Here is a 24068-nt window from a genome sequence, read left to right on the forward strand (position 1 = left end):
TAGGATAATTAAATTAATTATTGGCGCGCCGCAGCTAAAACCGAGTGGCTAGCACACAGCGTATGTATGGGCCGCTAGTAGTTGCTATATTCAGCGCGCCTCTCTATATTTAAATTATTAAAATAATGTCGACTATATTTTTTTCCTGCTATCGATTACTTACTACTTGTCATGCCGATGACTCCCTTTTCCCTGCTGCCGGCCAATGAGACTACACGTTTACAAACACTCCAGAATTATGATATTCTGCATTCGCTGCCGGAAGCGCTCTTTACCGAGGTCGTCGAGCTAGCGGCTACGCTGTTCAATGTCCCTATTTCGTTGATAGCCCTCGTTGCTGCCGACGAAGTACAGTACAAAGCCGTGCATGGCCTACCCGGCCTGCGGAGCCAGCCGCGCGTTGAGGCCGTGTGCGCACTCGCCGTCAAGGAAGAGCAGGCCGTCGTGTTTACCGACCTAGCGCACAGCCACGCCCTTACGCTGGAGGCCGAGGTAGCTGCCCACTCCAAAGGGCTGCGCTTTTATGCCGGTGCGCCCCTTCGCGCGCCCGATGGGCACTGCATCGGTACGTTTTGTATCATCGACCGGCAGCCGCGCCCTTTTAGTGCAGCCGAGCAGCTAGTACTTGAGCAGCATGCGCAGCTAGTAGCGGGGCTTATTGCCATTCGCCAGCAGTGCCTAACTCATCCAACTCACGGCGAAGCGCACTGGGAGGTGGTGCGCACGGAACTGGCCTGGGAAGTACAAGCCTTAATAGCGCTAGTGCGATACCTAGCCACATACTCGGGCACGCACATTCCTGTGCCCGCCGATGTGCTGGCGCTAGTAGACCGTCGGCTTCAAGAGCTGCGCGGCAAGCTGGCCGACTATTATTCGGAGTCGCTGTAGCCAGAAGTGTGATAGGGCAGGAGTGACCACTAGCTGCCAGCCTCCTGGGCTAAGCCACCTAGTACCTATTTAGTTACCTAAGAACTGCGGCTGCAAGCGGTATGAGCGCCTCTTTTGTTGAGAGTGGGACGGTTAGTTTTGCCCTATTCTACTACAAAATGGCCAAGTGCTGTAGCCTCTGACATTGGCGGCTGTGGCACTGGGCTTCTCTTCTGCCGCTTATGAAATTTTTTGCTTTGGCGGCCCGTCGTGCGGGCCTAGTGCTTGGGGCTGCTTGGTGCGCCGCTTCGCTGCTAGCCGCGCCCGCCACCGCCCAAACATTCGCCAAGGGTGCCGACGTAGGTTGGCTCCAGCAGATGGAAGCCACTGGCTACGTGTTCTACAACGAAAAAGGCGTGGCTCAGGACTGCTTTGCCATTCTGAAAGCGCAAGGTATCAATTCGATACGTCTGCGGGTGTTCGTCAATCCCTCCGACGACAAGGCCAGCGGGCATTGCAGCCCCGCCGAGGTAGTGGCCATGGCCAAGCGCGCGCACGACCTAGGGTTTCGGGTCATGATAGACTTCCACTATAGCGATACCTGGGCCGACCCCGGCAAGCAGGCCAAGCCCGCCGCCTGGGCTAGCCACCCCTTCCCGCAGCTGCTCACCGATGTGTACGACCACACCTTCAGCACGATGACCATGCTGAAAACTGCCGGCGTCACGCCCGAGTGGGTGCAGGTAGGCAACGAAATACCGGGCGGTATGCTTTGGCCCGAAGGCAGCACCAAAAATTTTGCGCAGCTGGCCCAGCTTATCACCAAAGGCTACGAGGCCGTGAAGGCGGTGAGCCCAACTTCTAAAGTAATCGTGCACCTAGACCGCGGCAACGACAACGCCATGTACCGGTCGTTTTTTGACAACCTGACCAGCCTAGGCGGCAAGTTCGACGTCATTGGCATGTCGTACTACCCGTACTGGCTCAAGCAAGATTACACGGCTTCCATCGCCAACCTGCAGGCTAATCTGCTCGACATGGTGAGCCGCTACCCCGGCAAGGAGGTAGTGGTGGCCGAGGTCGGCGGCGACTATACTCTGGTAAAGAACACTTACGACATGCTAGTGGCCACGCAGCAAGCCGTGCGCGCCGTGCCCCAGGGAAAGGGCCTAGGCGTATTTTATTGGGAGCCGGAAGGTGCCAAAAGCTGGAGTGGCTACCAGCTCAACGCATGGGGAGACGATGGCAAGCCCTCGCCGGCCCTCAAAGCTTTTTTGGTAGACAAGCCCAACGTCAAGGCAGCCAAGCCACAGCCGGCCAAAAAGAAGGCTAAGTAGCACTGTGCGAGTCGCTGCTCAGATAAAATAACTGCCCCTTAATATAGACTGGCTTGTTGTTTTAATAGGCTACGCCATTAACTACGCACTGCTCGCCACAGTAGCATTTTCGGCCAGCGCCGCTAGTTGACCGTGCCTGAGGGCTTGGTGATGCTGGCGCCAGTCGGGCATCGCTTGGGACAGCAAGTGCCAGAAGCGTGCATTGTGTAAGCGCTCGTGCAAGTGCGTAAGCTCGTGCACCACCACATATTCGAGGCAGGCAACGGGCCAGTGACTCAGTTCTAGGCTCAGCCAAATACGCCGGGCGCGGATGCTGCATGTGCCCCAGCGTGTTTTCATTTGTTTGATGCCCCAGGCCGCTGCTTGCGCGCCCACAATAGGCTCCCACTTAGCCAATAGCGCAGGCACCTGGGCCTGTAGCTGTGCGCGGCGCCACCGCGCTACTGCTTGCGCCCGTTGCGCCGCGGTAGCACCTAGGGGCACGTGCAGGTGTAGCTCGCCGGCCAGCAGGCGCACTTGGGCTCGCCCTGCTTGCTCGTGCACGCATAGGCGCAGCGCCTGGCCCTGGTAGTAGTGTATTTCGCCCGATTCGTAGTGCAGAGTTGGGGCAGGTACGCGCTGTCGAAAAGCGGCTTGGTGCTTCCTAATCCAACCTTGCTTGCGCAACACTACTTCGCGAATAGTAGCCTCAGTGGTACGCAGCGGCACGGTGATACGCAGGCTGCCCAGCGGCGGCAAAATGGAAAGCCGCAACTGGCGCACGGATTTGCGAACTACTTCCGCACGGATATCATCAATGAGTAGCTCGCGCATAACCTAGGGCAAGGGGCAAAGTAAAAAGCCCAGCAACTGAGCAACCAGGGGCAAAAATAGCAAGCGTCCCTATCCCTTTAGATTATGCGCGACTCATGCAAACATTGCATTCTGCTCATGTTGCGGCCGTAGCTAGCGCTTTGGGCTACCTAGGTAACCGGCCCATACCAGGCACAACGAAGCCGATTCTGTATCCCTAAAGCGCCTAGTGGAGAAGGCTATGTTGGGCGGCTTCCCGGCGGCGTAGTACTTCGTCGTAGGACTGGTCGGGATAGAGGTGGGCAATGGCTACCGAGGCCAAGGCTGCGCGAGCAGCCTGCGCCGCAGCGTCAAACTGCAAGGCCACGTCGGCAGGCAGCGACTCTGCAAGCGTGTCGGCGTCGGAATGAATATTAATCCGGGCCCGATTGCCATCGGGCACTACACTCGTTGCGTGGAGCCCAAGCCGTATTGCCTCCCCTTTAACGGTCACATCGTAAAACCTTTCCATAAGAGCGAAGCCGCAAGACAGACGGCGAACTGACTAACTACATACATAAAGCCGACGGGCAGCCAGTAGCCAGCGAAGCTCTAGCTGCCCCCTGCGGCTGGTAAACTTACTTCGGAATCGGTTTGCCCGGCGATGGCGGGGCTGGCTTGCTCTCGCGAATCATTTTATCACCTAAGGCCTTCGTGTCTTTTACCACTTTAGGCCCTTTATAAGTAGCAGCGCGTTGCTCAGCCGATTTTGGCGTTGGTTTGGCCGGGGCTGATTTAGCGGGGGTTTGGCCTGAAGCTGCCACAGCAGCTAGGCAAAGACTGCCCGTAACAACCAAGAGCGTTCTCATAAGGGACAGGGTAATGAGTTAATGAAAAAGATGTAGCCTCCTAGGTGAGTCTCTCTACCAAATTAAGGCTCAAGAGGTCGCGCTAGTATCGGCCGCGCTAACGCGCCGACTCGCATACGCAAAAAAGCGGTGACTAGGGTAGAACACCCAGCGCTTACCCTCAGCTGCTAGAGAAGCTGCTCGTTACTTAATAGGAATGTGGAGTCCATCGGTGGGCTTACTTTTTTCAACAAACTTGCGTCCCATCGCTTTGCTCCCGGCCGGGGCAGGAGTCTTCTTAGGAGTCGTACCGCGTTGGGTAGTAGGCTTTGGAGTCGGCTGAGCGGGGTTTGGATTATCGTGCGTAGTAGCTGGCGTTTGGGCCTGGGCCGGCAGTAGCAGCGTAGCAAGGGCAATACTAGTGGCGAGAGCTAGAAGCGTTTTCATATAAGTGACTTACTAAGTGAAACAGTAGACCGCTGTCATGAGGCTACTTTGCCAAAAAAAGCTGACAAGCAGCGCGTAGGTATCAAAGAGCCAAAAAATACGCAACTGGTTGCAGGCCGGAGGCTTAACTCAGAAAAAGTAAGTTGCACCAAAGAGTAGTGCTAAACTAGCGCTCTGGCGGCCAGCGGTGTAAGTGGATACACTGTGCCACCGATGCTTTTGGCGGTTTAGGCAATAAAAAAAGGCCCTTCCTGAGTAGGAAGGGCCTTTTTTAACGGTTGCGGTCTGGACGGGACTCGAACCCGCGACCTCCGCCGTGACAGGGCGGCATTCTAACCAACTGAACTACCAAACCGTTTACCTCGACCAGAAAACGCTGCCGTTTTCCGCTTTGGTGGCGCAAAGGTAAGCGCTTAAAAATTGCTTTTACAAGCAATGGAACGAAAATAATTAATAAAAAAAGCTAACGTTGTGCGAATGAGTGCCTTTAAAAATGGCGAACGGCAGAAGAGGTGCATGTCCTAAGGTGCAGTTTTGCCTAGGCAATAAAAAAGGCCCTTCCTGAGTAGGAAGGGCCTTTTTTAACGGTTGCGGTCTGGACGGGACTCGAACCCGCGACCTCCGCCGTGACAGGGCGGCATTCTAACCAACTGAACTACCAAACCGTTTACCTCGACCAGAAAACGCTGCCGTTTTCCGCTTTGGTGCTGCAAAGGTAGGGCGAACTAATCGGCAGCAGCAAGCAAAGCCAGTAAAAAAGTGCGTATTTGGGTCGTTGGCGCACGTTGATGGTTGTTTCTCAGGCCGATTATTTTCGGGGTGGGCAGCTGGCAAGGTTTAGGTTTACCTTTGCCGCCCGGTGTTTGGCGGCGTAAGCGCCCGCAAGCAAGCGCACCTATCAAACCCGCTACTCTATCAGACCCTAGGAAACTATTTCCCTGACTTTATGCTGCTCGATTTTGAACAACCCATCGCCGCGCTTGAAGGCAAGCTCCACGAAATGCAGAAGCTGGCCGCCGATAGTGACGTTGATGTAACGGAGGCGGTATTGGCGCTAGAAGCCAAAATCCAAAACCTCAAAAAGGAAACCTACGCCAACCTTACGCGCTGGCAGCGCGTGCAGCTCTCGCGCCACCCCGAACGCCCCTACACGCTCGACTACGTGAGTGGCATGGCTTCAACATTTGTGGAGCTGCATGGCGACCGCACCGTGCGCGATGATAAGGCCATGGTGGGTGGCTTCGCCGAAATAGGGGGGCGCACCATCATGGTCATTGGCCAGCAAAAGGGGCATAATACCAAGCAGCGGCAGTTTCGCAACTTCGGCATGCCCAACCCCGAGGGCTACCGCAAGGCTCTGCGCCTGATGAAACTGGCCGAAAAATTCGACAAGCCCATTGTCACCTTTATCGATACGCCGGGGGCTTTTCCGGGCCTCGAAGCAGAGGAGCGGGGCCAAGGCGAGGCCATTGCCCGCAATCTCAAGGAGATGTTCATGCTGAAGGTACCCGTTATCTGCGTCATCATCGGCGAGGGCGCCAGTGGTGGAGCGTTGGGTATCGGCATCGGTGACCGCGTGCTGATGCTAGAAAATACCTGGTATTCAGTTATTTCTCCCGAAAACTGCTCGACTATTTTGTGGCGCTCGTGGGACTACAAGGAGCAGGCCGCCGAGGCCATGAAGCCTACTGCCAACGATATGCTACAGGCCGGGCTGGTCGATGGCATCGTGAAGGAGCCACTAGGCGGGGCCCATACCAACCCGCAGCAAATGATTGAGACGCTAAAAGAAACGCTGCTTAGTACGCTAGCCGAGCTGGATGCCATTCCGGCTGAGGAGCGCATTTCGCAGCGCATCGACAAGTTCTCGGCAATGGGTGTGGTAGTAGAGTAAGGCCATTTAACAGCTATCAATTAATAGTTAGTAGCATCTATCCACCGGAGGCTCCATTAATTGATTGGTTGTTAACTGTTAATTGATAGCTGTTAAATGAAAATCCATTCGCTCGATACCGGCCTTTTTAAACTTGATGGGGGAGCCATGTTTGGGGTGGTACCCAAAAGCATGTGGCAGAAGCTTAATCCGCCTGATGCCAACAACATGTGCACCTGGGCCATGCGCTGCCTATTGGTAGAAGATGGCAACCGACTGCTGCTCATTGATAACGGCATCGGCGACAAGCAAGATGAGAAATTTCGCGGGCACTTCTACCTGCACGGCGACGACACGCTAGAAAAGTCTTTGCAGAAGCTGGGCTTCACCAGTGCCGACATCACCGATGTGTTTTTGACGCACTTGCACTTCGACCATTGCGGTGGCTCAGTAGTGCGGCGGCCCGATGGCGCTTTGCAAACGGCCTTCGCTAACGCTACTTACTGGAGTAACCAAGCACACTGGGACTGGGCTGTGCACCCCAATCCGCGCGAAAAAGCCAGCTTCCTGCGTGAGAATATCTTACCGATTCAGGAAAGCGGCCAGCTGCAGTTTGTGGACCCGGCCCTAGGGGTACCGGCTGCCTTGCCCATGTTGCACGACATCTTGTTTGCCGACGGCCACACCGAAAAAATGATGGTGCCAGTGATGCAGTACAAAGGCCGCACGCTGGCGTACATGGCCGATTTGCTGCCTAGTACGGGCCACATTCCGCTGCCCTACGTGATGAGCTATGATATGCGCCCGCTCGTGACGATGAGCGAAAAAGAAGCCGTGCTGCGCCGCGCCGCCGAAGAAAACTGGGTGCTGCTGCTCGAACACGACCCCACCCACGAAGCCTGTACCGTGCAGCTCACCGACAAAGGCGTGCGCCTAGCTGACACGCTGCGCATCGCGGAGCTATAGAATGTGGTCGATACTGCAAAGGTGCCAGGGGCTGGGTAGCACCAGTGGCTAGCCCTGCTGTACTGGCTCTTGGTCGAGCAGCAAAGCGTCCGTTGTTAAAAGAGCTTGCTTTAAAAAATGTCAGTTCTCCAACCGTACCGGCACTATATCTCGTTGGTTTTGCTGCTGGTGCCGCCTGCTTTGTTTGGCTTGCTGCTCTTGCTGTTTCGACATAATGCTCATTTGCAGCTTAATAGCGAGTTTCCTTACTTACCGTGGCAGTTTTTGGTGGTTGGGCTGGCGGGCACGGTCGCCACCCTAGGTGGCATTCTGGACTGGCGCTACCATCGCAACCCGCTCAATCTAAAAATTCCGAAGAAAGAGCGTGATGCAGAAGCCGCCGCGCTGGGCCTAGGTGGGGTACCGATGTTCTTGCTGATGAGCATTGCTACGCTGCACCACAAACCCACCATATTGCTAATTCCTATTGTAATCGTGTTGATTTACACCGTGGTGGCCATCAGCTACGATGAGTTTGTGTTCCATATCAAGCGCTGCGGACCGGTTGAGAATGCTTATCACCGGATGCTCGTGTTTGGCAATGGGGCAGCTTGGCTCGCTTGGTTTCACTATATCTACTGCTAAGCAGCAGCTTATATGACAGTTGGCCACTTGCTTAGGCAGAGTACTCGGCAATTTGCCGAGCAGCCAACGCAGGTGCAGCGGCCGCTTTCGCCAGTCATTTTCACCACGGGTGCCCACTGGATGTGGGCGCACCTGCCCTCTCAGACTGGGCAACCGACTAGGTTTGACCAAGAAATTAGGTTTGGGTGGTACGGCAGCTTCAAGTATGGATGTAGCTTGCTAGCTATGCTCGCCACGGCCGCCGCGCTGGCCAAGCTGCACTTGTTGTGGCTACTACCCCTAGCTGGGCTGGCGTTTTACGTTGTAGAAGTCCATTTTCTATTTCTGTTTCCGTTGCTGCTCGACCGCGTGGCACATCCTCTGCGCACTAGCATTTGGGCAACGTACCAGGTTGGTTTTATGAGGGCGCTCACATGGACACTGGCCATTGCGGCCTTCATGCTAGCCGGGCTGCTAAATCGCCGGCAGCCGTGGCGTAATTGGCATATTGGCTGCTTAGCCCTCATTCACTGGTATCATCATGAAGTTAGACCTAGGGTATAATTCGGACTTTGAGGTTCGGCACCTAGACTATCACTGCGCCAGTGTTGGCAGCTTCACGGTGCTTTACCTTTCCGACTTACACCTGACGCGGTTTGGTGGCCCCCTTGTGGCCCGGCTCGAAGTCACGATAAGTCAGCTTAACCCGCAGGTGATTTTGCTCGGTGGCGACTACCTAGATGGGCCCCGGGGCGTGGCACATTTCGGCCGCCTGCTAAGGTTTCTGGCTGGCCGGCCGCACGTGTTTGTAGTTGCCGGCAACCACGATGAGTGGTTTGGGCTGGCGAAGGTGAAAGCAATGGTTGAAGCCAATAGCTTGGTTTGGTTAGGTAAGGACGCTGTCGAAATCAAGCTGGCGGGACACCGGATTGCAGTAGGCGGCAAAGGGGTAGCCAGCCGGGCCGAAGGCATAGATTTTAGCATCTTATGCTTGCACCAGCCTATCGCCCCGAATCGGCTGCAAGCAGTTCATAATCTGATTTTTGCTGGTCACCTGCACGGCGGCCAAGTGGTGCTCTGGCGCTCGGCACGGGGACTATACCCGGGGCGGTTGTTCTATCGCTGGAATATCTTGCAGGCCCAGCTTGGCAACTGCCTCTATATAATCAGTAAAGGCTTGGGCGACACGCTTCCTGTGCGCTACAACTGTCCGAAAGACGTGGTATTCGTGCGGGTCAACCCAGCTTAAAAGCATCTTATGAAATCGTTGTTCGCTATTGCTCTAGCAGCTGTTTATGGGTTAGTAATTCGGCTTTTGTTTGGCTTCGCCAATGGGCTGATGGAAATTATGAGCATTACGTTCCTCTTTCTGGTGCCCATGGGTGTCGGTTATCTCACGGTGCTGCTGTTGCCTGCTGTCAGCGTCCGCACGCGCGTGGGCGCTTTTTTTATGCCTTGGCTGACCAGCTTAGTGTTGCTGATTATTACGTTGGCGCTTAATGTGGAAGGTACCATTTGTTGGCTGATGGTCTTTCCGATATTTGCCACGTTTGCGGGCATTGGCGGCATCATCGCTTTCTCCCAACGGTCGCGTGGTAATAAGGGCTCGGACAACTCACAACAGCCTACCAGCCTGAATGTGTCCTTTTTGGTGGCTGGGCCACTGGTGCTAGGGTTTATTGAAGGCGAGAAAGCGCTTATACCTAAGCAGCTTACGATTAGCCGGGAGGTAGTGGTGGAGGCGCCGCCCACCGTGGTTTGGCAGCAGTTGACCAGCCGAAAGACCAGCGCGCCCCCAGCTAGTACCCACTCGCTAGCCGCGCTATTTGGGTTTCCGCGGCATCTGACCACCACCCTCGATACCTTCAAGGTAGGCGGCAAGCGGGTAGCGCACTACGAGAAAGGCTTGTACTTTGAAGAAACTGTGGCCAGCTACCAGCCGGCTCGCCAACTGGTATTGCAAGTGAATGCCAACCCAAGTGCCGTGCCGCCCGCCGTGATGGATGAGCACATCATGATTGGAGGAAAGCACCTAGACATTTTACAAGACACGTATCAGCTACAACCCTTGGCTGGCGGGCGCACCCGACTGCATCTGGCGAGTCAGTTTTACATTAACACGCCCTTCAATTGGTACGCCGAAATATGGGCACACTACCTGATGGCCGACATTCTGGACGGAGAATTGGCCGGCCTCAAAGTCCGGGCCAGTGCTAATTGAGGTTAACCGTCACGCTCGGGCTACGGGGTGTAGCTTTATGGTTCTGTTTTTAATGAAATCACTTTTGCAGCGTGTATGCAGCCTAACTGCCTAAGCTTGGCCCTGTCGGGGGGCGGGGCGCGGGGTATTGCGCACCTAGGCGTGCTGGCCGCCCTCGACGAACTGGGCCTGCCAGTGGGAGCGCTGGCGGGTGCCAGCTCGGGCGCCATTGTCAGCACCTTTTATGCGGCCGGCATGGCGCCGCGCGAAGTGCTGCGGCTGCTGCAAGCCACCAGTATTCCGCGCCTTACGCGGCCCGTGTTTGGGAGCCAGGGGCTGCTGGGGCTCGATGCCGTGGGGCAGCTGCTAGAGCGACACCTCGGGGTGGGATTACGCTTTGAAGACCTGCGGCTGCCGCTGACGCTGGTGGCTACGGACCTCGAAGCCGGCGAGTCGGTATACTTCAGCGAGGGGCCGCTCTTGCTGCCATTGCTGGGCTCGGCGGCGGTGCCCATCGTGTACCGGCCCATCGAGTACCAGGGGCGGCAGCTCGTAGATGGCGGCTTGCTCAATAACCTGCCCGTGGAACCGCTGCTGCCCCTAGGGGCGCCCATTGTGGGCGTGCACTGCAATCCCATCAACCGCGAAGGACGGGTGCCCAACCTGCGCCGGGTGGTGGAGCGCACCCTGCAAATCGCGCTCAGCGCCAATGTGGCCACCCGCAAAACCCAGTGCGCACTGCTGCTCGAACCACCCGAGCTGCGGCAGTACCGCCCGCTCGACTTCCGCAAGGCCAATGAGCTTTTCGAGATTGGCTACCGCCACACGCTGAGCCGCGCCGCCGAATTGCGCGCTCTGCTGGCGGGCAACTAATCATGTAGTGTATACCTACAAGCCGTGGACTGCTAGGTATGGGCAAGAGCCTATATGGCTGTGCCGCGCTTGCACTGGCAGTTTTTGCCTAGCTTTGGGGTTCCAAGATTCGCTTTGCTTAGATGGCTGCCCGCAAAACCTCTACCTTCTGGTACTATATCGCTAAGGCTATTTTCGGTGTGGCTGGCTGGAAACAGACTGGCCAGATTCCGCCCGACATCAAAAAGTGCATGATGATTGCGGCCCCGCACACAAGTAACTGGGACTTCATCATGGCGCGCGCTGCCTTCTACATCATGGATGTGGATGTGCGCTTTACAGTGAAAAGTGAGTGGACCGAAAACCCTGCCCTAGGTTGGCTGGTGAAGGCCTTAGGCGCGCTGCCCGTAAACCGCAGCCGCAACAACAGCCTAGTCGATGGCATGGTGCAGCTCTTTAAGCAGCACGAAGAGCTAGTTATCCTTATTACCCCTGAGGGCACTCGCGCCTACCAGCCCAAGTGGCGCAAGGGCTTTTACTACGCCGCTCTCGAAGCAGGCGTGCCCATCTTACTAGGTTTTCTCGACTACGAGAAAAAAGAAGCCGGCGTAGGCCCGGCCGTGTGGCCCACCGGCGACTATGAAAAGGACCTAGAAGAAATAAAAGCCTTCTACCGCACCAAGAAGGGCCGCTTCCCGGAGAAAGGCGTGCGGTAACTTATGCCCATGCGGGCCCAACGAAGTGGAGCGCGGCAATCTTTCCTTAGGCAAAAGCAACGTTTGCTATGCGTAAAGGAAAGGTTACCGCGCTCCACTTCGTTGGGCCCGCACAGGCAATTTTAATCCTGCGTCAGCGCGTAGCTTACGAGGTTGGCGCCCATGCGCAGGGCGGCGTCGTGCACAGCAGGTGTGTCCTCGGGGTAGGTACCCACGTCTTCCCAGCCGTTGCCTAGGTCGCACTCGAAGGTATAGAAGCACACTAAACGGCCTTTATACACAAGGCCAAAGCCCTGGGGCCGCTTACCATCGTGCTCGTGCACCTTAGGCAAGCCTTTAGCAAACTGATACTTCTGGTGGTAGATGGGGTGGGAGAAGGGCAGTTCCACAAATTCCAGCTCGGGGAATACCTTTTTCATCTCGGGCCGGATGAACTTGTCGAGGCCGTAGTTGTCGTCGATGTGCAAGAACCCGCCGCCGATGAGGTAGCGGCGCAGGTTCTGGGCTTCTGCAGTGGTAAAGCTCACGTTACCGTGCCCAGTCATGTGCAGGAAGGGATAGGTGAGCAGCTCGGGCTGGTCGAGCTCTACAGTGGCCTCATCGGGGGCCAGATTAGTATGCAGCGCCTGGTTGCAGAAGTTGATGAGGTTGGGTAGGCTAGTCTTGTTAGCGTACCAGTCGCCTCCACCACCATAGTGCAGCTTAGCCAGTTGGTAGCTCGGCGCGGTGGGCGGGGTGGCCGCGGTAGTGAAGAGTAGGAGAAAGGCAGCGAGAAGCAGATGTTTTAACATAGCAAAAAGCCGGGCAAACCGACTTATTTCACAAAGAAAAGCCTATGTAAGAAAGTTTCGGTAGCTACGCTAAAACAGTTTGTATGTACGACTGCTAATTGAAAAACGCGGTAACTGACAACCCTGCATTAATTTTTGGTGTCAATGCAGCCGATTAAGTTAAAATTTGCAATGACAATGCGCCTTCGGCTTCTGTACTTATTTTTTTTAGTGCCAACGATGGTCTTTGGCCAAAAACCGAGGGCACGGAATATTGGTATCCCTTTTAATGGCGGCACGGGCAAGTTCAACGCAATTACAGATGTCAAGGGCGTTGAGGTTGGGTATAGTACTATTATCTCGGGGCAAGGGAAAAATGTGCGAGGAAAAGGCCCCGTGAGGACGGGAGTTACAGCGATTTTACCGCGAGGCAAGAACAACAATCCGGTTTATGCCAACTGGTATTCGCTAAACGGGAACGGAGAAATGACAGGAACGACTTGGGTAACTGAGTCAGGATTTTTGGAAACCCCCATCATGTTAACCAACACCAACAGTGTTGGCGTTGTGCGAGATGCCGTAACGAAGTGGTTTATAAAAATAGGCTGGCACAAAGATGATTTTTGGTTTGCCTATCCCGTGGTAGCCGAAACATATGACGGGTTTTTAAATGATATTTATGGCTTTCATATAAAAGAATCTAATGTGTATGAGGCATTGAATAGCGCTACTACAGGTCCGATAAAAGAGGGAAACGTAGGGGGGGGCACGGGCATGATGTGCCTGGGCTTCAAAGGAGGAACGGGAACATCTTCGCGGGTAGTTAAAGTAGGCGACTCAACCTATACTGTTGGGGTTTTGGTGCAATCGAACTTTGGAAAAAGAAGGAATCTTACTATTGCAGGCGTGCCTGTCGGCAAAGAGCTTAGAGACACTTTGGATTATGACTTTAAGGCGGCGCCATCTTACCGGCAGGAAGGTGATGGGTCAATCATCGTGGTAGTTGCGACGGATGCCCCCGTGTTACCGCATCAGCTCAAAAGAATTGCTGCACGAGTGCCGATTGGTATAGGCTTGGTGGGTGGCCGAGGTGAAAATGGCTCAGGCGATATTTTTATTGCTTTCTCTACCGCTAATCGAACAGCATTTCAGCGAAAAGATTTCGTCAAGGTTGAACAGCTGCCTAACGATATGATAGACCCTCTATTCGACGCCACAATTCAAGCGGTGGAAGAAGCTATTATAAACGCTATGGTTGCAGCAGAGACACTGGAAGGTATAAACGGTAACAAGGTTTATAAGCTTCCGCAGCATGCGGTTCTTAGAATACTTAAAAAGTATAATCGATTAAAGTAATACTTAATCTTAGCTGCTTAAATCAGTCTAGAAATTATAAAAATAACCATGACCACTGGCAAAGACCTCATCGACCTAGGCTTCAAATCGGGCAAGTGGTTTAAGGAGGCGGAGGCCCTCGAACACATCAACACCCACGCCCTAGAAGGCGAGGCTATGCTTGCGTATCTGCGCGAAGTGGGTCCACCGCCCGCGCTGCCGCTACTACCCGAGCCGCGGCCGTTCTTTGAGAATATCCAGGCCGATACAGCTGTGGAGCAGCAGAATATCGACTATGTGCGGCTGTCGATGCAGCAGCTCATGCGCACGCCCACGGTGGTAACGGGCGCCGTGATGCCCGATTCCTGCCCGGCCGGGCCCCTAGGTACCATTCCGGTGGGTGGTGTGGTGGTAACGCGCAATGCCATCCACCCAGGCATGCACTCGGCCGACATTTGCTGCTCGGTAATGCTGACGAACCTAGGGCACATAGACCCCAAAGCCGTGCTCGACGTGGCCCAGCAAGTAACGCATTTTGGGCCGGGCGGCCGCCAACCTGAAAGGCAATATTCGTTGCCCGCCGAACTGATGGCCGAGTTTCAGGCTAATCCTTTCCTAGATTCTGAGAAGAGCCTGAGTTTGGCCCAGGAGCACCTAGGTACCCAGGGCGATGGCAATCACTTCCTGTTCGTGGGTACGTCGCGCCGCACCGGCGAAACCATGCTTGTGACGCATCACGGCTCGCGCGGGGTAGGGGCGCGGCTTTACACGGCTGGCATGAAAGTGGCCGAGCGCTTCCGCCAGCAGCTGTCGCCCGAAACGGCTCCGGCCAATGCCTGGCTACCCGCCGACTCGCCGGAGGGCGAGGCCTACTGGGCGGCGTTGCAAACCGTGCGTAAGTGGACCAAGCTCAACCACCTGTGCCTGCACGACGACATTGTGCAGCGGCTGCAAGCTGCAGTGCAACAGCGTTATTGGAACGAGCACAACTTCGTATTCAAGGCTGGCGACTTGTATTACCACGCCAAGGGCGCTACACCGCTCGACCCACAGTTTATGCCCGATATCACGGGGCCGCGCATTATTCCGCTCAACATGGCGCAGCCCATCCTTATCGTGGAGGGCGAGACAACCGAGAGCAACCTAGGGTTTGCCCCGCACGGTGCGGGCCGCAACCTCAGCCGTACCCGTCACAAATACAGCAAAGCCGACAAGACCAAAGAAGAGTGGTTTGCGGAAGAAACCCAAGGCATCGACGCACGCTTTTTCTTCAACGAAATCGACATCTCGGAGCTGCCTAGCGCCTATAAAAATGCGGAGGAAGTAAAGCGCCAAATCAGCGAGTTTAAGCTGGCCCGCACCGTGGACGAGGTGCAGCCCTATGGCTGCATTATGGCCGGCGACTGGGAGGTTAATGCGCCCTGGCGCGTGAAAAAGCGGCAGGAGAAAGCCGCAGAGAAACTAGGTAACGATACGCAAGCCGACTTGTCGGCCGTGACAGAATAAGCCTGCTGCTTAAAAGGTGCCGACTATCAGTTGGCTTATTAGAATGAGCCTCACAAACTAGTACTTCCGCACCGCCTAGGGTGCCGTTTGGAAGTGTTAGTTCGCGAGGCTCAGCCGTGTTTCATAAGGAGAAACCTAATAATCTCTAAGCATCTGCCTTTTAGTAAGTTCAACTAAAGCTCTCGCACCACCTGCGCCGTAAATACCGCCGCCAGCGCGGCCGTCTCTGTGCGCAGGCGCGAGGCACCTAGGGTTACGGGCCGCACGCCTCGATCTAGGGCCAGGTCAATTTCGGCCGGCGTGAAATCGCCTTCTGGGCCGATGAGCACGCAGCAGCGCGGCGCCGTGCCGATTACCTGGGCTAAGGCCGTGCGCTCGCCAGCCTCGAGGTGAGCGATGAAGGTGGTAGCTGGGTCGATTTCCGCTATAAAATCTTCGAAATCCGTTAGCTCGTCGAGTTGCGGCAGCCACGCTTGGCCGCTCTGTTTGAGAGCGCTGACGGCGATTTTCTCGAGTCGCTCTAGCTTAAGGTCGCGGCGCTCGGAGCGGGCGCAGCGCAAAAATGTGAGCCGCTCGATGCCAACTTCCACAGCTTTTTCGACCAGCCACTCCATGCGGTCGAGGTTTTTGGTGGGGGCCACGGCCACGTGCGTATAAGTAGGGCGTGGCGCGATAACCTCCTCCTTAAGAATGCGTAAATTACAGCGCTTGGGGTTGGCCTCGGTCACTGTGGCTGCGTAGCAGGTGCCGCGGCCATCCACCAGGGTCACCGCATCGCCGATGGCTAAGCGCAGCACCCGCACGGCGTGCTTGCTTTCGTCTTCGGGTAAGAGGTAGGTGGCATGGCCCGGCGCCGCGTCGGGAGCATAAAAGGTAGGCATATTTTTAAAGCTAGACAGTGTAAAAGTAGTCCGACGCTGGTGATGAGCGATTAGGTTGAAAACAAGAATAAACTGAACAGTAGTAATATTAAAAACAAACTGTTTATTAAAAATTCCAAGTATATTTGGGAGAAAATTTGACAATATTCTGAGACACCCCAAGCCCTTCTTTCCTGCATAAGCTATGGTAACCAAATTACTCTCCATTGTGCCCGCTCTTCTCTTGATGGCTATTGTAAGCCACGGGCAAACCGGTCCTACTCCCATCGACCCCAAGACTAGCCAAGTCGTTACGGCGATGACCCGGGAGATGAGCAACCACTTGCAGCTTAATGAAGGTCAATACATTAAGCTGTTCAGCATCAACCGCACGCGCTTGGCACGGCAGCAAGAGATTGAGCATGCGACTACCGCCGATGCTTCGGCCCGCACAAGCCAGCTTGCCGAGCTACAAGGGCAGTATGAGCAAGAATGCGCCCGCATTTTGTCGCCCTCGCAGCTAAGCCTGCTTCAGCAAGACCAAACCAACCCAGCTACCGTAGGCAACGGCCAGGGCTAGCTGCTTGCGGCGCCTGCCAGCCTCTCTTCGATTTTTTAAGCCAGCCGAATTATCGGCTGGCTTTTTTTGAGTAGCACCTAGGGTACCGGCTGCTCGCTAGCGGGTAAAATAGGGTCAGCTTGCACCTCCGTAACGGTGCCTAATGGCCCAAAATGTAGGCGCAGGCGCGGTGCCGCTGAGCGCGGGTGGCGCGGCCCGCATTGCGCGCCCGCTACCAGGTAGTAATAGTACACCTTTTCGGTTTGGGCCTCTAGTTCTTCTTCGTCGGGGGGGCCAAGTAGGGCGTTTACATCGTCGGCGCGGGCTTCGTAGAGCTGCGCGCGGGCGGCCAGCAAGGGCGGCAGTAGCGCCGCGCGCTGGTTGTGGCAGGCGTAGGGGTCGGCGCGCCAAGCCGCTGCCTCAAAGCCTGGGATGGAAGACAACGCGTGGCCACACCCGCTAAGCATCAGGGCCATGCCGGCCGCTAGGCCAGAAAGCAAAAAACGAAACATAAGCAACTACCTAGGCCGCCAACTGGCCCAGCCCGGCGAAGCTACTGCGCAAAACGCGCCTCTGACGGGCAGTGCCCAGCTTCGCGGTGGGCCAGCGCCCCTTCCATGGGCCAAAAGAGTGTCACCCTGCTAAGCGGGACCGGATATACGGGCCCAGGCCGTAGCCTAATAACCTAGGCGTATTTGGTGCGTTAAGGGAGGCACGCGCAGTAGGAGCGCACCCTTCTTTCACGAAAACACTAGTTCTGAGATGCGACTAAATCTTCGCTTTATCATTGCCCTAGTCATTGCGGCCGTCACGCTGTTTGGCTACTTCTTCAACACCTCAACTAACCCCGTAACTGGCGAAAAGCAGCACGTGAACATGTCGGCTGCCCAAGAAATAGCCTTGGGTGTGCAAGCTGCCCCCCAAATGGCGGCCGAGTATGGCGGCGAGAGCCCCGATGCCCGCGCTTCTGCGGCCGTGCAGCAAGTGGGCCAGCGCCTCGTAGCCGCCAATAACTTGGCCCAAAAAACGGCTTACCGCTACCAGTTTCACCTGCTAGCCGACGACCAGACCATCAATGCTTTCGCCTTACCCGGTGGGCAGGTGTTCATCACGATGGGTATTCTTAAGAACCTGAAAACCGAAGCCCAGTTGGCTGGCGTGCTAGCCCACGAGATAGGCCACGTAGTAGGCAGGCACTCGGCCGAGCAGGTGTCAAAAAGCCAGCTAACCCAGGGCTTGTCCGGGGCCGCGGCCATTGCCTCCTACGACCCTAACAATCCTGGCAGCAGCGTAGCCCGAGCAGCCGCCGCTGCCATGATTGCCAAGCTGGTGTCGCTGCGCTTCGGCCGCGAAGATGAGCTAGAAGCGGATGACTTCGCTGTCAAATTCACCCCAAAGGCCGGCTACGATCCCCGCGCGATGATTAATGTCATGCAAATGCTTGACCAGCAAGGTGGCCGCAGCGGGCAGCCTGAATTCTTGAGCACCCACCCCAACCCCGGCAACCGCATTGAGGAGCTGCAAAAAGACATTCAGCAAGCCTTCCCGCAGGGGGTACCTGCTGGGCTCAAGCCATAGGGCAACCTTAAGCAATTAAAAAGGGCTGGCCGCGCATTACGCGGCCAGCCCTTTTTAATTGCTTAAGACGGAAGTTTAAGCGCCTTAAAACGTTGGTGGCTGGAGGTTTTTGAAGTGTCCATTCAGGCGCACTCGCTCTTTGAGGCGCTCGGCTTCGAGTACGGCGGGTAGCAAGCGGGCTAGGTGCTCGTGCACCATATCCTGGCGCTCTTGCTCGGCGGTGGTGCTCAGCAGCTGGTATTCTTGCTCGGTGCTAAGGCCAATGTGGTGCGCTACGTCAAAAATTTTGAAATCGGGTTCGAGCTGCAAGAGCAGCTTACGCAGACCTAGGGCCTCGTAGAGCTGGCGCACTTGCTCGGCGATGAGCCGGCGCAGGGCCGGGTCAGCTACCTCATCTTGCACAATGGCATCGACTTGCCCCGCCGCGTAGAGCTTGCCGGGCGCCTGCCGGTAGAACTGGCGCACCCGAAACACCCCAATGGCTTCGGTCTTGATGTCCATTTCTCCACCCGTGTGCGTCTTTTCGATGCTGAGCAGGCGCATTTCGGTGCCGAGCTCCTGCACTGCATTGTCGAGGTAGGGCGGGATGCCGAAGGTGAGGCCCTCAGTAAAACAATCGCGCACCAGCTCGCGGTAGCGAGGCTCGAAAATGTGTAGGTTTAGTTTTTCCCCCGGAAAAGCGACGAGGTTGAGTGGGAAGAGCGGAAGTAGACGCATGATGAGCCAAGAATACGACGGACAGGCAAATGTTTTGCGTTAGTGCCCGCTGAGCTTTTGTTTAGAATGACTCTTAATTTTGCTAATTCGAAGAAAGCGGTAAACTTTCGGCTCGTATAGGCGTTTTGGGGCAGCGTATGAAAGTGGTGGTTTCCTTGTTTATGGCCTGTCTCATGCTGGTCGGTAGCTTTATTCCGCAGAATGACCTGTCGGAACTGAGCAAGCTGCCCCAGCTAGTGGAGCATTACCGCTTCCACCATTCGGTGGCGGGCGGCGGGCTGTCGCTGAGCCAGTTTTTGGCCGAACACTACGGCTCGGGCACCAAGGAGCACTTCGGCTGCACCTTCTCGCCCCAGCACCAGCAAGACCACCAGGGCCTGCCGCTGCATGGCCGCCACGCGTGCAGCAGCCATTTGGCCTTCGCTTTCCTGCTGACTGGGCCAGCCCTCGCGTTTGAGGGGCAGCCCGCCTTGGTAGCGGGCCCAGAATATCGGCTGGTTGGCCAAGTGCGCTACCTAGGCGGTGCCACAGCTGCCCTGCTACAGCCACCTCGAGCTTAGCCCCACACCGCCCCTGGGGGTAGTGTGCGCTACCTAATCCTGTATAAGCACAACAGCTTGCGCCTCGAGCGGTTAGGATGCCCTGGGTAGGACCTAGGGCCGGCGTACGGTATGGGCCGTGAGATTGTCGCCTAGCCAGGCTGCACGCTGACGAGCTGAGTTGGTAATTCTGGTTTTTGGTAGGAGAGCTTCTGGTGCTTCGGCACTGCAGAAGCCCGCGCGGCTGTTGCTAGCCCGTCCCCCAAGCGCCGCATCCTTTTGTTTTCATGCTAGAAAAAATTATTGCGGCTAGCGTCCGCAACAAGCTACTGGTAGCCCTGCTGCTGGTCGCACTCATGGCTTGGGGGGGCTATTCGGCAGCCAACCTGCCACTCGACGCCATTCCCGACGTCACCAACAACCAAGTGCAGGTTATCACCCAAAGCCCGGCCTTGGCTGCGCAGGAGGTGGAGCAGCTCATCACGGTGCCGCTCGAATTGCAGCTGCGCACGGTGCCGGGCGTTACGGAAATTCGCTCTATTTCGCGCTTTGGGCTGTCGGTAATTACCGTTGTTTTTCCCGACGAGGTAAGCACCTACCAGACCCGCCAGCTGGTGGCCGAGAAGCTCAAGAGCGCTGAGGCCGACCTAGCAGCTGGGGCGGGCGTGCCCACTATGGCGCCTATCACCACGGGCCTGGGCGAGATATACCAGTACAGCATTCGAGTGCTGCCGGGCTACGAAAAGCAGTTTTCGCTGGCCACGCTGCGCGATGTGCAAGACTGGCTGGTGAAGCGCCAACTGGCCGGCGTGCCGGGGGTGGTAGATGTAAGCAGCTTTGGCGGCTACCTGCGTGAGTACGAGGTGTCGGTAGACCCCAACCGGTTGGCGGCCAATAATGTTACCATGGCTGAGCTCTACCAAGCCTTGCAGGATAATAACGCCAACACCGGAGGCGCTTATCTAGAGCGCGGCCCCAACGCCTACTTTATTCGGGGCGAAGGGCGGGCCACCTCACTGGCCGACCTAGGCGCCACCGTGATAAAGCAAGCCGCGCAAGGTGCGCCGCTGCTGGTGCGCGATGTAGCCACCGTGCGCATGGGCCACGCCGTACGCTACGGCGCCATGACCCGCAACGGCCAGGGCGAAACCGTAGGCGGCATCGTACTAATGCTGAAAGGTGCCAGCTCTGAAAATACCATCAAGAATGTGAAGGCGCGGGTGGCCGAGATTCAGAAAACCCTGCCCAAAGGCCTGGCGGTAACGCCCTTTCTCGACCGCACCAAGCTCATCGACAAAGCCATTGCCACGGTAGAGCACAACCTGATAGAAGGCGGCGTGATTGTACTACTCGTGCTGCTGCTGCTGCTCGGCAACTGGCGGGCGGGCGTAGTGGTGGCCCTCATGATACCGCTGTGCATGCTCTTTGCCCTAGGTATGATGAGCCTCTTTGGCGTGTCGGCCAACCTGATGAGCCTAGGGGCGCTGGACTTCGGCCTTATTGTGGATGGCGCCGTCATTATCGTGGAGGCCGTCATTTTTCACTTGGTTCACCAGCGTCGAGCGGCGGCCCATGAGACGATGGACGACATCACCGAAAAGGCGGCCACGCGGCTTATGTCGTCGGCCCTGTTTGGGCAGCTTATCATCCTTATCGTGTATTTCCCCATCTTGTCGCTCACCGGCATCGAGGGCAAGATGTTCCGGCCCATGGCCCTCACAGTGAGCTTTGCCATCATTGGGGCCATGCTTATGTGCCTCACTTACGTGCCGGCAGCCACGGCCTGGGCACTCAAGAAGGACATTAAGGAGGAAGGCACCCTAGCCGACCGCATCATGAAGTTTTTGCACCGGGGCTACTCGCCACTCATCAAGGCGGCGCTGGGGGCGCGCTGGCTGGTGGCTGGCGCGGCCGTGGCGCTGCTAGTGCTGGCTGGCTTCCTGTTTGCGGGCATGGGCGGCGAGTTTATTCCGCAGCTCGACGAAGGCGACATTGCCCTCAACGTGACACTGGCTCCTGGCTCGTCGCTCACCCAAACCGTAGCCACCAACACCAAGGTGCAGCAAATCTTGCTCAAGCAGTTTCCCGAAATCGAGCAGATTGTAGGGAAGAGCGGAACCTCCGAAATTCCAACCGACCCCATGTCGATGGAGGACAGCGACGAGATGATTATTCTGAAAGACCGCAGCCAGTGGACCTCGGCCAGCAGCCGCGAAGAGCTGGCGGGTAAGATGCAGGCTGCGTTGGCCGACATTCCGGGGGTGAACCTAGAGTTTCAGCAGCCTATCCAGATGCGTTTTAATGAGTTGATTTCGGGAGTGAAGTCGGACGTGAGCATCAAGATTTACGGCGACGACCTAGGGGTGCTCTACGAAAAGGCCAACCAGGCGGCAGACCTCATTCGGCCGCTAGCGGGCGTGGGCGACCTCAAGGTGGAGCAAATAGCGGCTCTGCCGCAGATGCGCGTGAGCTACGACCGTCAGAAGCTAGCCCAGTATGGCTTAAAAGTGAGCGATTTGAATACGTTGCTACGCTCTTCCTTTGCGGGTGATGTGGCGGGGCAGGTATACGAAGGCGAGCGGCGCTACGACCTAGTGGTGCGCCTCGACAGCGTGCACCGCGCGGGCCTCATCAACCTGCAGAACCTATATGTGGACACACCTAGCGGCCAGAAGGTGCCGCTCGATGAGGTGGCCAGCGTGGCCTACCACAACGCGCCCATTCAAATTTCCAGAGACGATGCGCGCCGCCGCATCAACATCGGCATCAACGTGCGGGGGCGCGACGTGCAAAGCCTAGTCGAAGAGATTCAGCAAAAGCTAGGCGCGCGCTTGCAGCTACCCAGCGGCTACACCATGTCGTATGGGGGGCAGTTTGAGAACCTAGTGCAGGCCAAGAAGCGCTTGGCAGTGGCGGTGCCCGTGTCGCTGGCGCTCATTTTTATGCTGCTCTACCTCTCGTTTCGGTCGGTAAAACAGGCGCTGCTCATCTTTACGGGTGTGCCGCTGGCTACCATCGGGGGCATTGTGGCGCTGTGGCTGCGTGGCATGCCGTTTAGCATCTCGGCAGGCGTGGGGTTCATCGCTCTTTTTGGGGTAGCTGTACTCAATGGCATTGTGCTGCTGGCCAGCCTCAATGAGCTGGCGGCCGAGGGCGTGACTTCAGTGCGCGAGCGTGTGCTGCGCGCCACCGAAGAGCGGTTCCGGCCAGTTATCCTCACGGCTAGCGTGGCCTCACTGGGCTTCTTACCCATGGCCCTGAGCACGTCGGCCGGGGCTGAGGTGCAAAAACCCCTCGCAACGGTCGTGATTGGGGGGCTGATTTCAGCTACGCTGCTCACGCTGCTGGTGCTGCCGGTGCTCTATTCTTTCTTTACAAAGGACGGCGAACCCAACCCTAGGCAGGCGGCTGAGGACCAGGAAAAGGTCCGCCACGCGGCCGAAATGGGAGAGGCCCCACCCGCCGCGCCTAGCCCAGTGCTGGCCGTGGTTACGGCTAGCCTACTCTTGCTGCTCCTAGGTGGGGGCGTGCTGCCCGCGCGGGCTCAAAACACCCTGGCCTCTACCGCTGGCCAGCCTCTGAGCCTCGGGCAGGCACTGCAAACGGCCGGTACTCAAAACCTCTCGCTGCAAACCGCTGGCCTGCAAATCGAGCAGCAGCGCGCCCTCAACCGGACTGGCTATGACGTGCCTCGCACAGTGCTCGACTACCAGTATGGCCAAATATCGGGCCCACTTAACGACCAGAGCTTTAACATTATTCAGCAAACGGCCCTGCCTACGCTCTACGCAGCCCAGCGCCGGCTGCTGCAAGCCCAGGCCTTGACGGCTGACCAACGGGCCCGCCAGCAGCGGCGCGACGTGGCGCAGGTTATCCGTTCGTCCTACTACCAGCTGCTTGTAGCGTATCGGCGGGCTGCCCTGCTGCGCCGCCAAGACAGCCTGTACCGGCGAGCTGCCCGCGCGGCGCGCATTCGCTACCAAGTGGGCGAAACCAACCGCCTCGAGCAGGTGTCGGCCGAGGCCCGCAGCCTGGAGCTGCGCAACCGCCTGGCCACCCTGCGTGTGGACATTGCAGTGCTAGAGCGCCAGCTGGGGCAGCTGCTGGGCAGCGCCCAACCCGCCCGCTTCGACACTACTGCAAGCCCCGTAGCCCCGCTAGCTCCTGCCGATACCCTAGGGCTGTCGGCCGACTCGAACCCGCAACTAGGCCTCTTGCGCCAGCAGGCGGCCGTGAGCCAGCAGCAAACCAAGGTGGAGAGCCTGCGCCGCCTGCCCGATGTGCGCCTAGGGTACTTCAACCAGAGCATCAACCGCGAAGGCAGTTTTAGCGTGGTGCAGGCTGGGCTGGCGGTGCCGCTGCTGGGCGGCGTGCAAAAAGCGCGGGTGGCCGCCGCCCGCCTCGGCCAGCAGGTAGCCGACCAGCAGCTCACCTACGCCCAAAGCCAGCTCACGACGCAGCTCGCTACCCTGCGCCAGCAGCTGGCCCGCGCCCGCGCCTCGCTCGACTACTACGAGCGGGCGGCGCTGCCCCAGGCTAAGCTCATTCTTGACACCGCTGAGAAAAGCTTCCGGGCCGGTGATATCGAGTATGTAGAATACGTGGTGAACACCCAGCCCGCTTGGCAAATCCAAGAAAGCTACCTCGACCAAGTACGGCAGTACGACGACCTAGTAGTGGGTTTGCTAGCTCTCACTGGCGTAGACCCGGCTGCTAAGTAAAGC

Annotated in this window: 23 protein-coding genes and 2 tRNA genes; 16 read left to right on the plus strand and 9 right to left on the minus strand. The window is 57.0% G+C overall.

All coding sequences use genetic code 11. The features are described 5' to 3' along the window. Positions 1-177 precede the first annotated feature (177 nt). Both FNT36_RS00370 and FNT36_RS00375 read left to right on the plus strand, forming a co-directional pair. Positions 178-888: a GAF domain-containing protein gene (locus FNT36_RS00370; RefSeq protein ID WP_233635566.1), complete on the plus strand. Its 711-nt coding sequence runs from the start codon at positions 178-180 to the stop codon at positions 886-888. Positions 889-1109: 221 nt separating this feature from the next. Further along, the gene (locus tag FNT36_RS00375) at positions 1110-2204 is read left to right on the plus strand and encodes a glycoside hydrolase family 53 protein (RefSeq protein WP_144842858.1); all 1095 of its coding nucleotides are present in this window, start codon (positions 1110-1112) and stop codon (positions 2202-2204) included. A gap of 81 nt (positions 2205-2285) precedes the next feature. On the opposite strand, the gene FNT36_RS00380 is transcribed toward FNT36_RS00375, so the two are convergent. The 5 genes from FNT36_RS00380 to FNT36_RS00400 form a co-directional block, all read right to left on the minus strand. Beyond that, positions 2286-3017 (minus strand): M48 family metallopeptidase, encoded by a 732-nt coding sequence (locus FNT36_RS00380; RefSeq protein ID WP_144842860.1) that lies wholly within the window; start codon positions 3015-3017, stop codon positions 2286-2288. Between the two features lie 205 nt (positions 3018-3222). Then, complete coding sequence (locus FNT36_RS00385) at positions 3223-3507, minus strand: hypothetical protein (RefSeq protein WP_144842862.1); 285 nt, start codon at positions 3505-3507, stop codon at positions 3223-3225. A gap of 520 nt (positions 3508-4027) precedes the next feature. Next, positions 4028-4270, minus strand: coding sequence for a hypothetical protein (locus FNT36_RS00390; RefSeq protein WP_144842864.1), 243 nt, complete (start codon positions 4268-4270; stop codon positions 4028-4030). A 281-nt stretch (positions 4271-4551) separates the two neighbouring features. Next, positions 4552-4625 (minus strand) — tRNA-Asp (locus FNT36_RS00395). 236 nt (positions 4626-4861) lie between these two features. Beyond that, positions 4862-4935 (minus strand) — tRNA-Asp (locus FNT36_RS00400). Positions 4936-5216: 281 nt separating this feature from the next. Here FNT36_RS00400 and FNT36_RS00405 point away from each other — a divergent pair. The 8 genes from FNT36_RS00405 to FNT36_RS00440 all read left to right on the plus strand — a co-directional run bounded on the left by FNT36_RS00405 (position 5217) and on the right by FNT36_RS00440 (position 11480). Continuing rightward, on the plus strand, positions 5217-6164 hold the full coding sequence (locus FNT36_RS00405) for an acetyl-CoA carboxylase carboxyltransferase subunit alpha (RefSeq protein WP_144842866.1): 948 nt from the start codon (positions 5217-5219) through the stop codon (positions 6162-6164). Positions 6165-6260: 96 nt separating this feature from the next. Next, positions 6261-7109, plus strand: coding sequence for an MBL fold metallo-hydrolase (locus tag FNT36_RS00410; RefSeq protein WP_144842868.1), 849 nt, complete (start codon positions 6261-6263; stop codon positions 7107-7109). Between the two features lie 117 nt (positions 7110-7226). Beyond that, a complete protein-coding gene (locus FNT36_RS00415) occupies positions 7227-7733 on the plus strand; it encodes a hypothetical protein (protein WP_233635567.1) in 507 nt (168 codons plus the stop codon). A 225-nt stretch (positions 7734-7958) separates the two neighbouring features. Then, positions 7959-8276 carry a hypothetical protein gene (locus FNT36_RS00420; protein ID WP_144842870.1) on the plus strand — a complete coding sequence of 106 codons (318 nt, stop codon included), beginning with the start codon at positions 7959-7961 and terminating at the stop codon, positions 8274-8276. Then, positions 8254-8961: a metallophosphoesterase gene (locus FNT36_RS00425; RefSeq protein WP_144842872.1), complete on the plus strand. Its 708-nt coding sequence runs from the start codon at positions 8254-8256 to the stop codon at positions 8959-8961. The genes FNT36_RS00420 and FNT36_RS00425 overlap by 23 nt, the downstream gene beginning before the upstream one ends. A gap of 9 nt (positions 8962-8970) precedes the next feature. Then, positions 8971-9933, plus strand: coding sequence for an SRPBCC family protein (locus FNT36_RS00430; protein WP_144842874.1), 963 nt, complete (start codon positions 8971-8973; stop codon positions 9931-9933). A gap of 75 nt (positions 9934-10008) precedes the next feature. Then, positions 10009-10785 (plus strand): patatin-like phospholipase family protein, encoded by a 777-nt coding sequence (locus FNT36_RS00435; protein ID WP_144842876.1) that lies wholly within the window; start codon positions 10009-10011, stop codon positions 10783-10785. Between the two features lie 122 nt (positions 10786-10907). Then, positions 10908-11480 carry a 1-acyl-sn-glycerol-3-phosphate acyltransferase gene (locus tag FNT36_RS00440; RefSeq protein WP_144842878.1) on the plus strand — a complete coding sequence of 191 codons (573 nt, stop codon included), beginning with the start codon at positions 10908-10910 and terminating at the stop codon, positions 11478-11480. A 122-nt stretch (positions 11481-11602) separates the two neighbouring features. On the opposite strand, the gene FNT36_RS00445 is transcribed toward FNT36_RS00440, so the two are convergent. Further along, a complete protein-coding gene (locus FNT36_RS00445) occupies positions 11603-12271 on the minus strand; it encodes a DUF4159 domain-containing protein (protein WP_144842881.1) in 669 nt (222 codons plus the stop codon). Between the two features lie 144 nt (positions 12272-12415). Between FNT36_RS00445 and FNT36_RS00450 the strand changes: the two genes are divergently transcribed. Beyond that, positions 12416-13606: a DmpA family aminopeptidase gene (locus FNT36_RS00450; RefSeq protein WP_317129584.1), complete on the plus strand. Its 1191-nt coding sequence runs from the start codon at positions 12416-12418 to the stop codon at positions 13604-13606. A 48-nt stretch (positions 13607-13654) separates the two neighbouring features. After that, entirely contained in the window at positions 13655-15091 is a 1437-nt protein-coding gene (locus FNT36_RS00455) for an RtcB family protein (RefSeq protein ID WP_144842883.1), read from the plus strand. Positions 15092-15264: 173 nt separating this feature from the next. Here FNT36_RS00455 and FNT36_RS00460 read toward each other — a convergent pair whose 3' ends face one another. Beyond that, positions 15265-15972, minus strand: coding sequence for a 16S rRNA (uracil(1498)-N(3))-methyltransferase (locus tag FNT36_RS00460; RefSeq protein ID WP_144842885.1), 708 nt, complete (start codon positions 15970-15972; stop codon positions 15265-15267). Positions 15973-16156: 184 nt separating this feature from the next. On the opposite strand from FNT36_RS00460, the gene FNT36_RS00465 reads away from it, so the two are divergent. Next, complete coding sequence (locus tag FNT36_RS00465; protein ID WP_144842887.1) at positions 16157-16531, plus strand: hypothetical protein; 375 nt, start codon at positions 16157-16159, stop codon at positions 16529-16531. Positions 16532-16608: 77 nt separating this feature from the next. Here the strand turns inward: FNT36_RS00465 and FNT36_RS00470 are convergent, their stop codons facing one another. Next, complete coding sequence (locus FNT36_RS00470) at positions 16609-17022, minus strand: hypothetical protein (protein WP_144842889.1); 414 nt, start codon at positions 17020-17022, stop codon at positions 16609-16611. A gap of 250 nt (positions 17023-17272) precedes the next feature. Between FNT36_RS00470 and FNT36_RS00475 the strand changes: the two genes are divergently transcribed. After that, on the plus strand, positions 17273-18088 hold the full coding sequence (locus FNT36_RS00475) for a M48 family metalloprotease (RefSeq protein ID WP_144842891.1): 816 nt from the start codon (positions 17273-17275) through the stop codon (positions 18086-18088). 84 nt (positions 18089-18172) lie between these two features. On the opposite strand, the gene FNT36_RS00480 is transcribed toward FNT36_RS00475, so the two are convergent. Continuing rightward, positions 18173-18805, minus strand: a complete 633-nt coding sequence (locus FNT36_RS00480; RefSeq protein ID WP_233635568.1) for an LON peptidase substrate-binding domain-containing protein — start codon at positions 18803-18805, stop codon at positions 18173-18175. 161 nt (positions 18806-18966) lie between these two features. On the opposite strand from FNT36_RS00480, the gene FNT36_RS00485 reads away from it, so the two are divergent. Further along, positions 18967-19365, plus strand: a complete 399-nt coding sequence (locus FNT36_RS00485) for a hypothetical protein (protein WP_144842895.1) — start codon at positions 18967-18969, stop codon at positions 19363-19365. A 266-nt stretch (positions 19366-19631) separates the two neighbouring features. After that, positions 19632-24065, plus strand: a complete 4434-nt coding sequence (locus tag FNT36_RS00490) for a CusA/CzcA family heavy metal efflux RND transporter (protein ID WP_144842897.1) — start codon at positions 19632-19634, stop codon at positions 24063-24065. The last annotated feature ends 3 nt before the right edge of the window (positions 24066-24068 follow it).

Origin of the sequence: Hymenobacter setariae, assembly GCF_007713685.1 — a bacterium.
Lineage (GTDB): Bacteria > Bacteroidota > Bacteroidia > Cytophagales > Hymenobacteraceae > Hymenobacter > Hymenobacter setariae.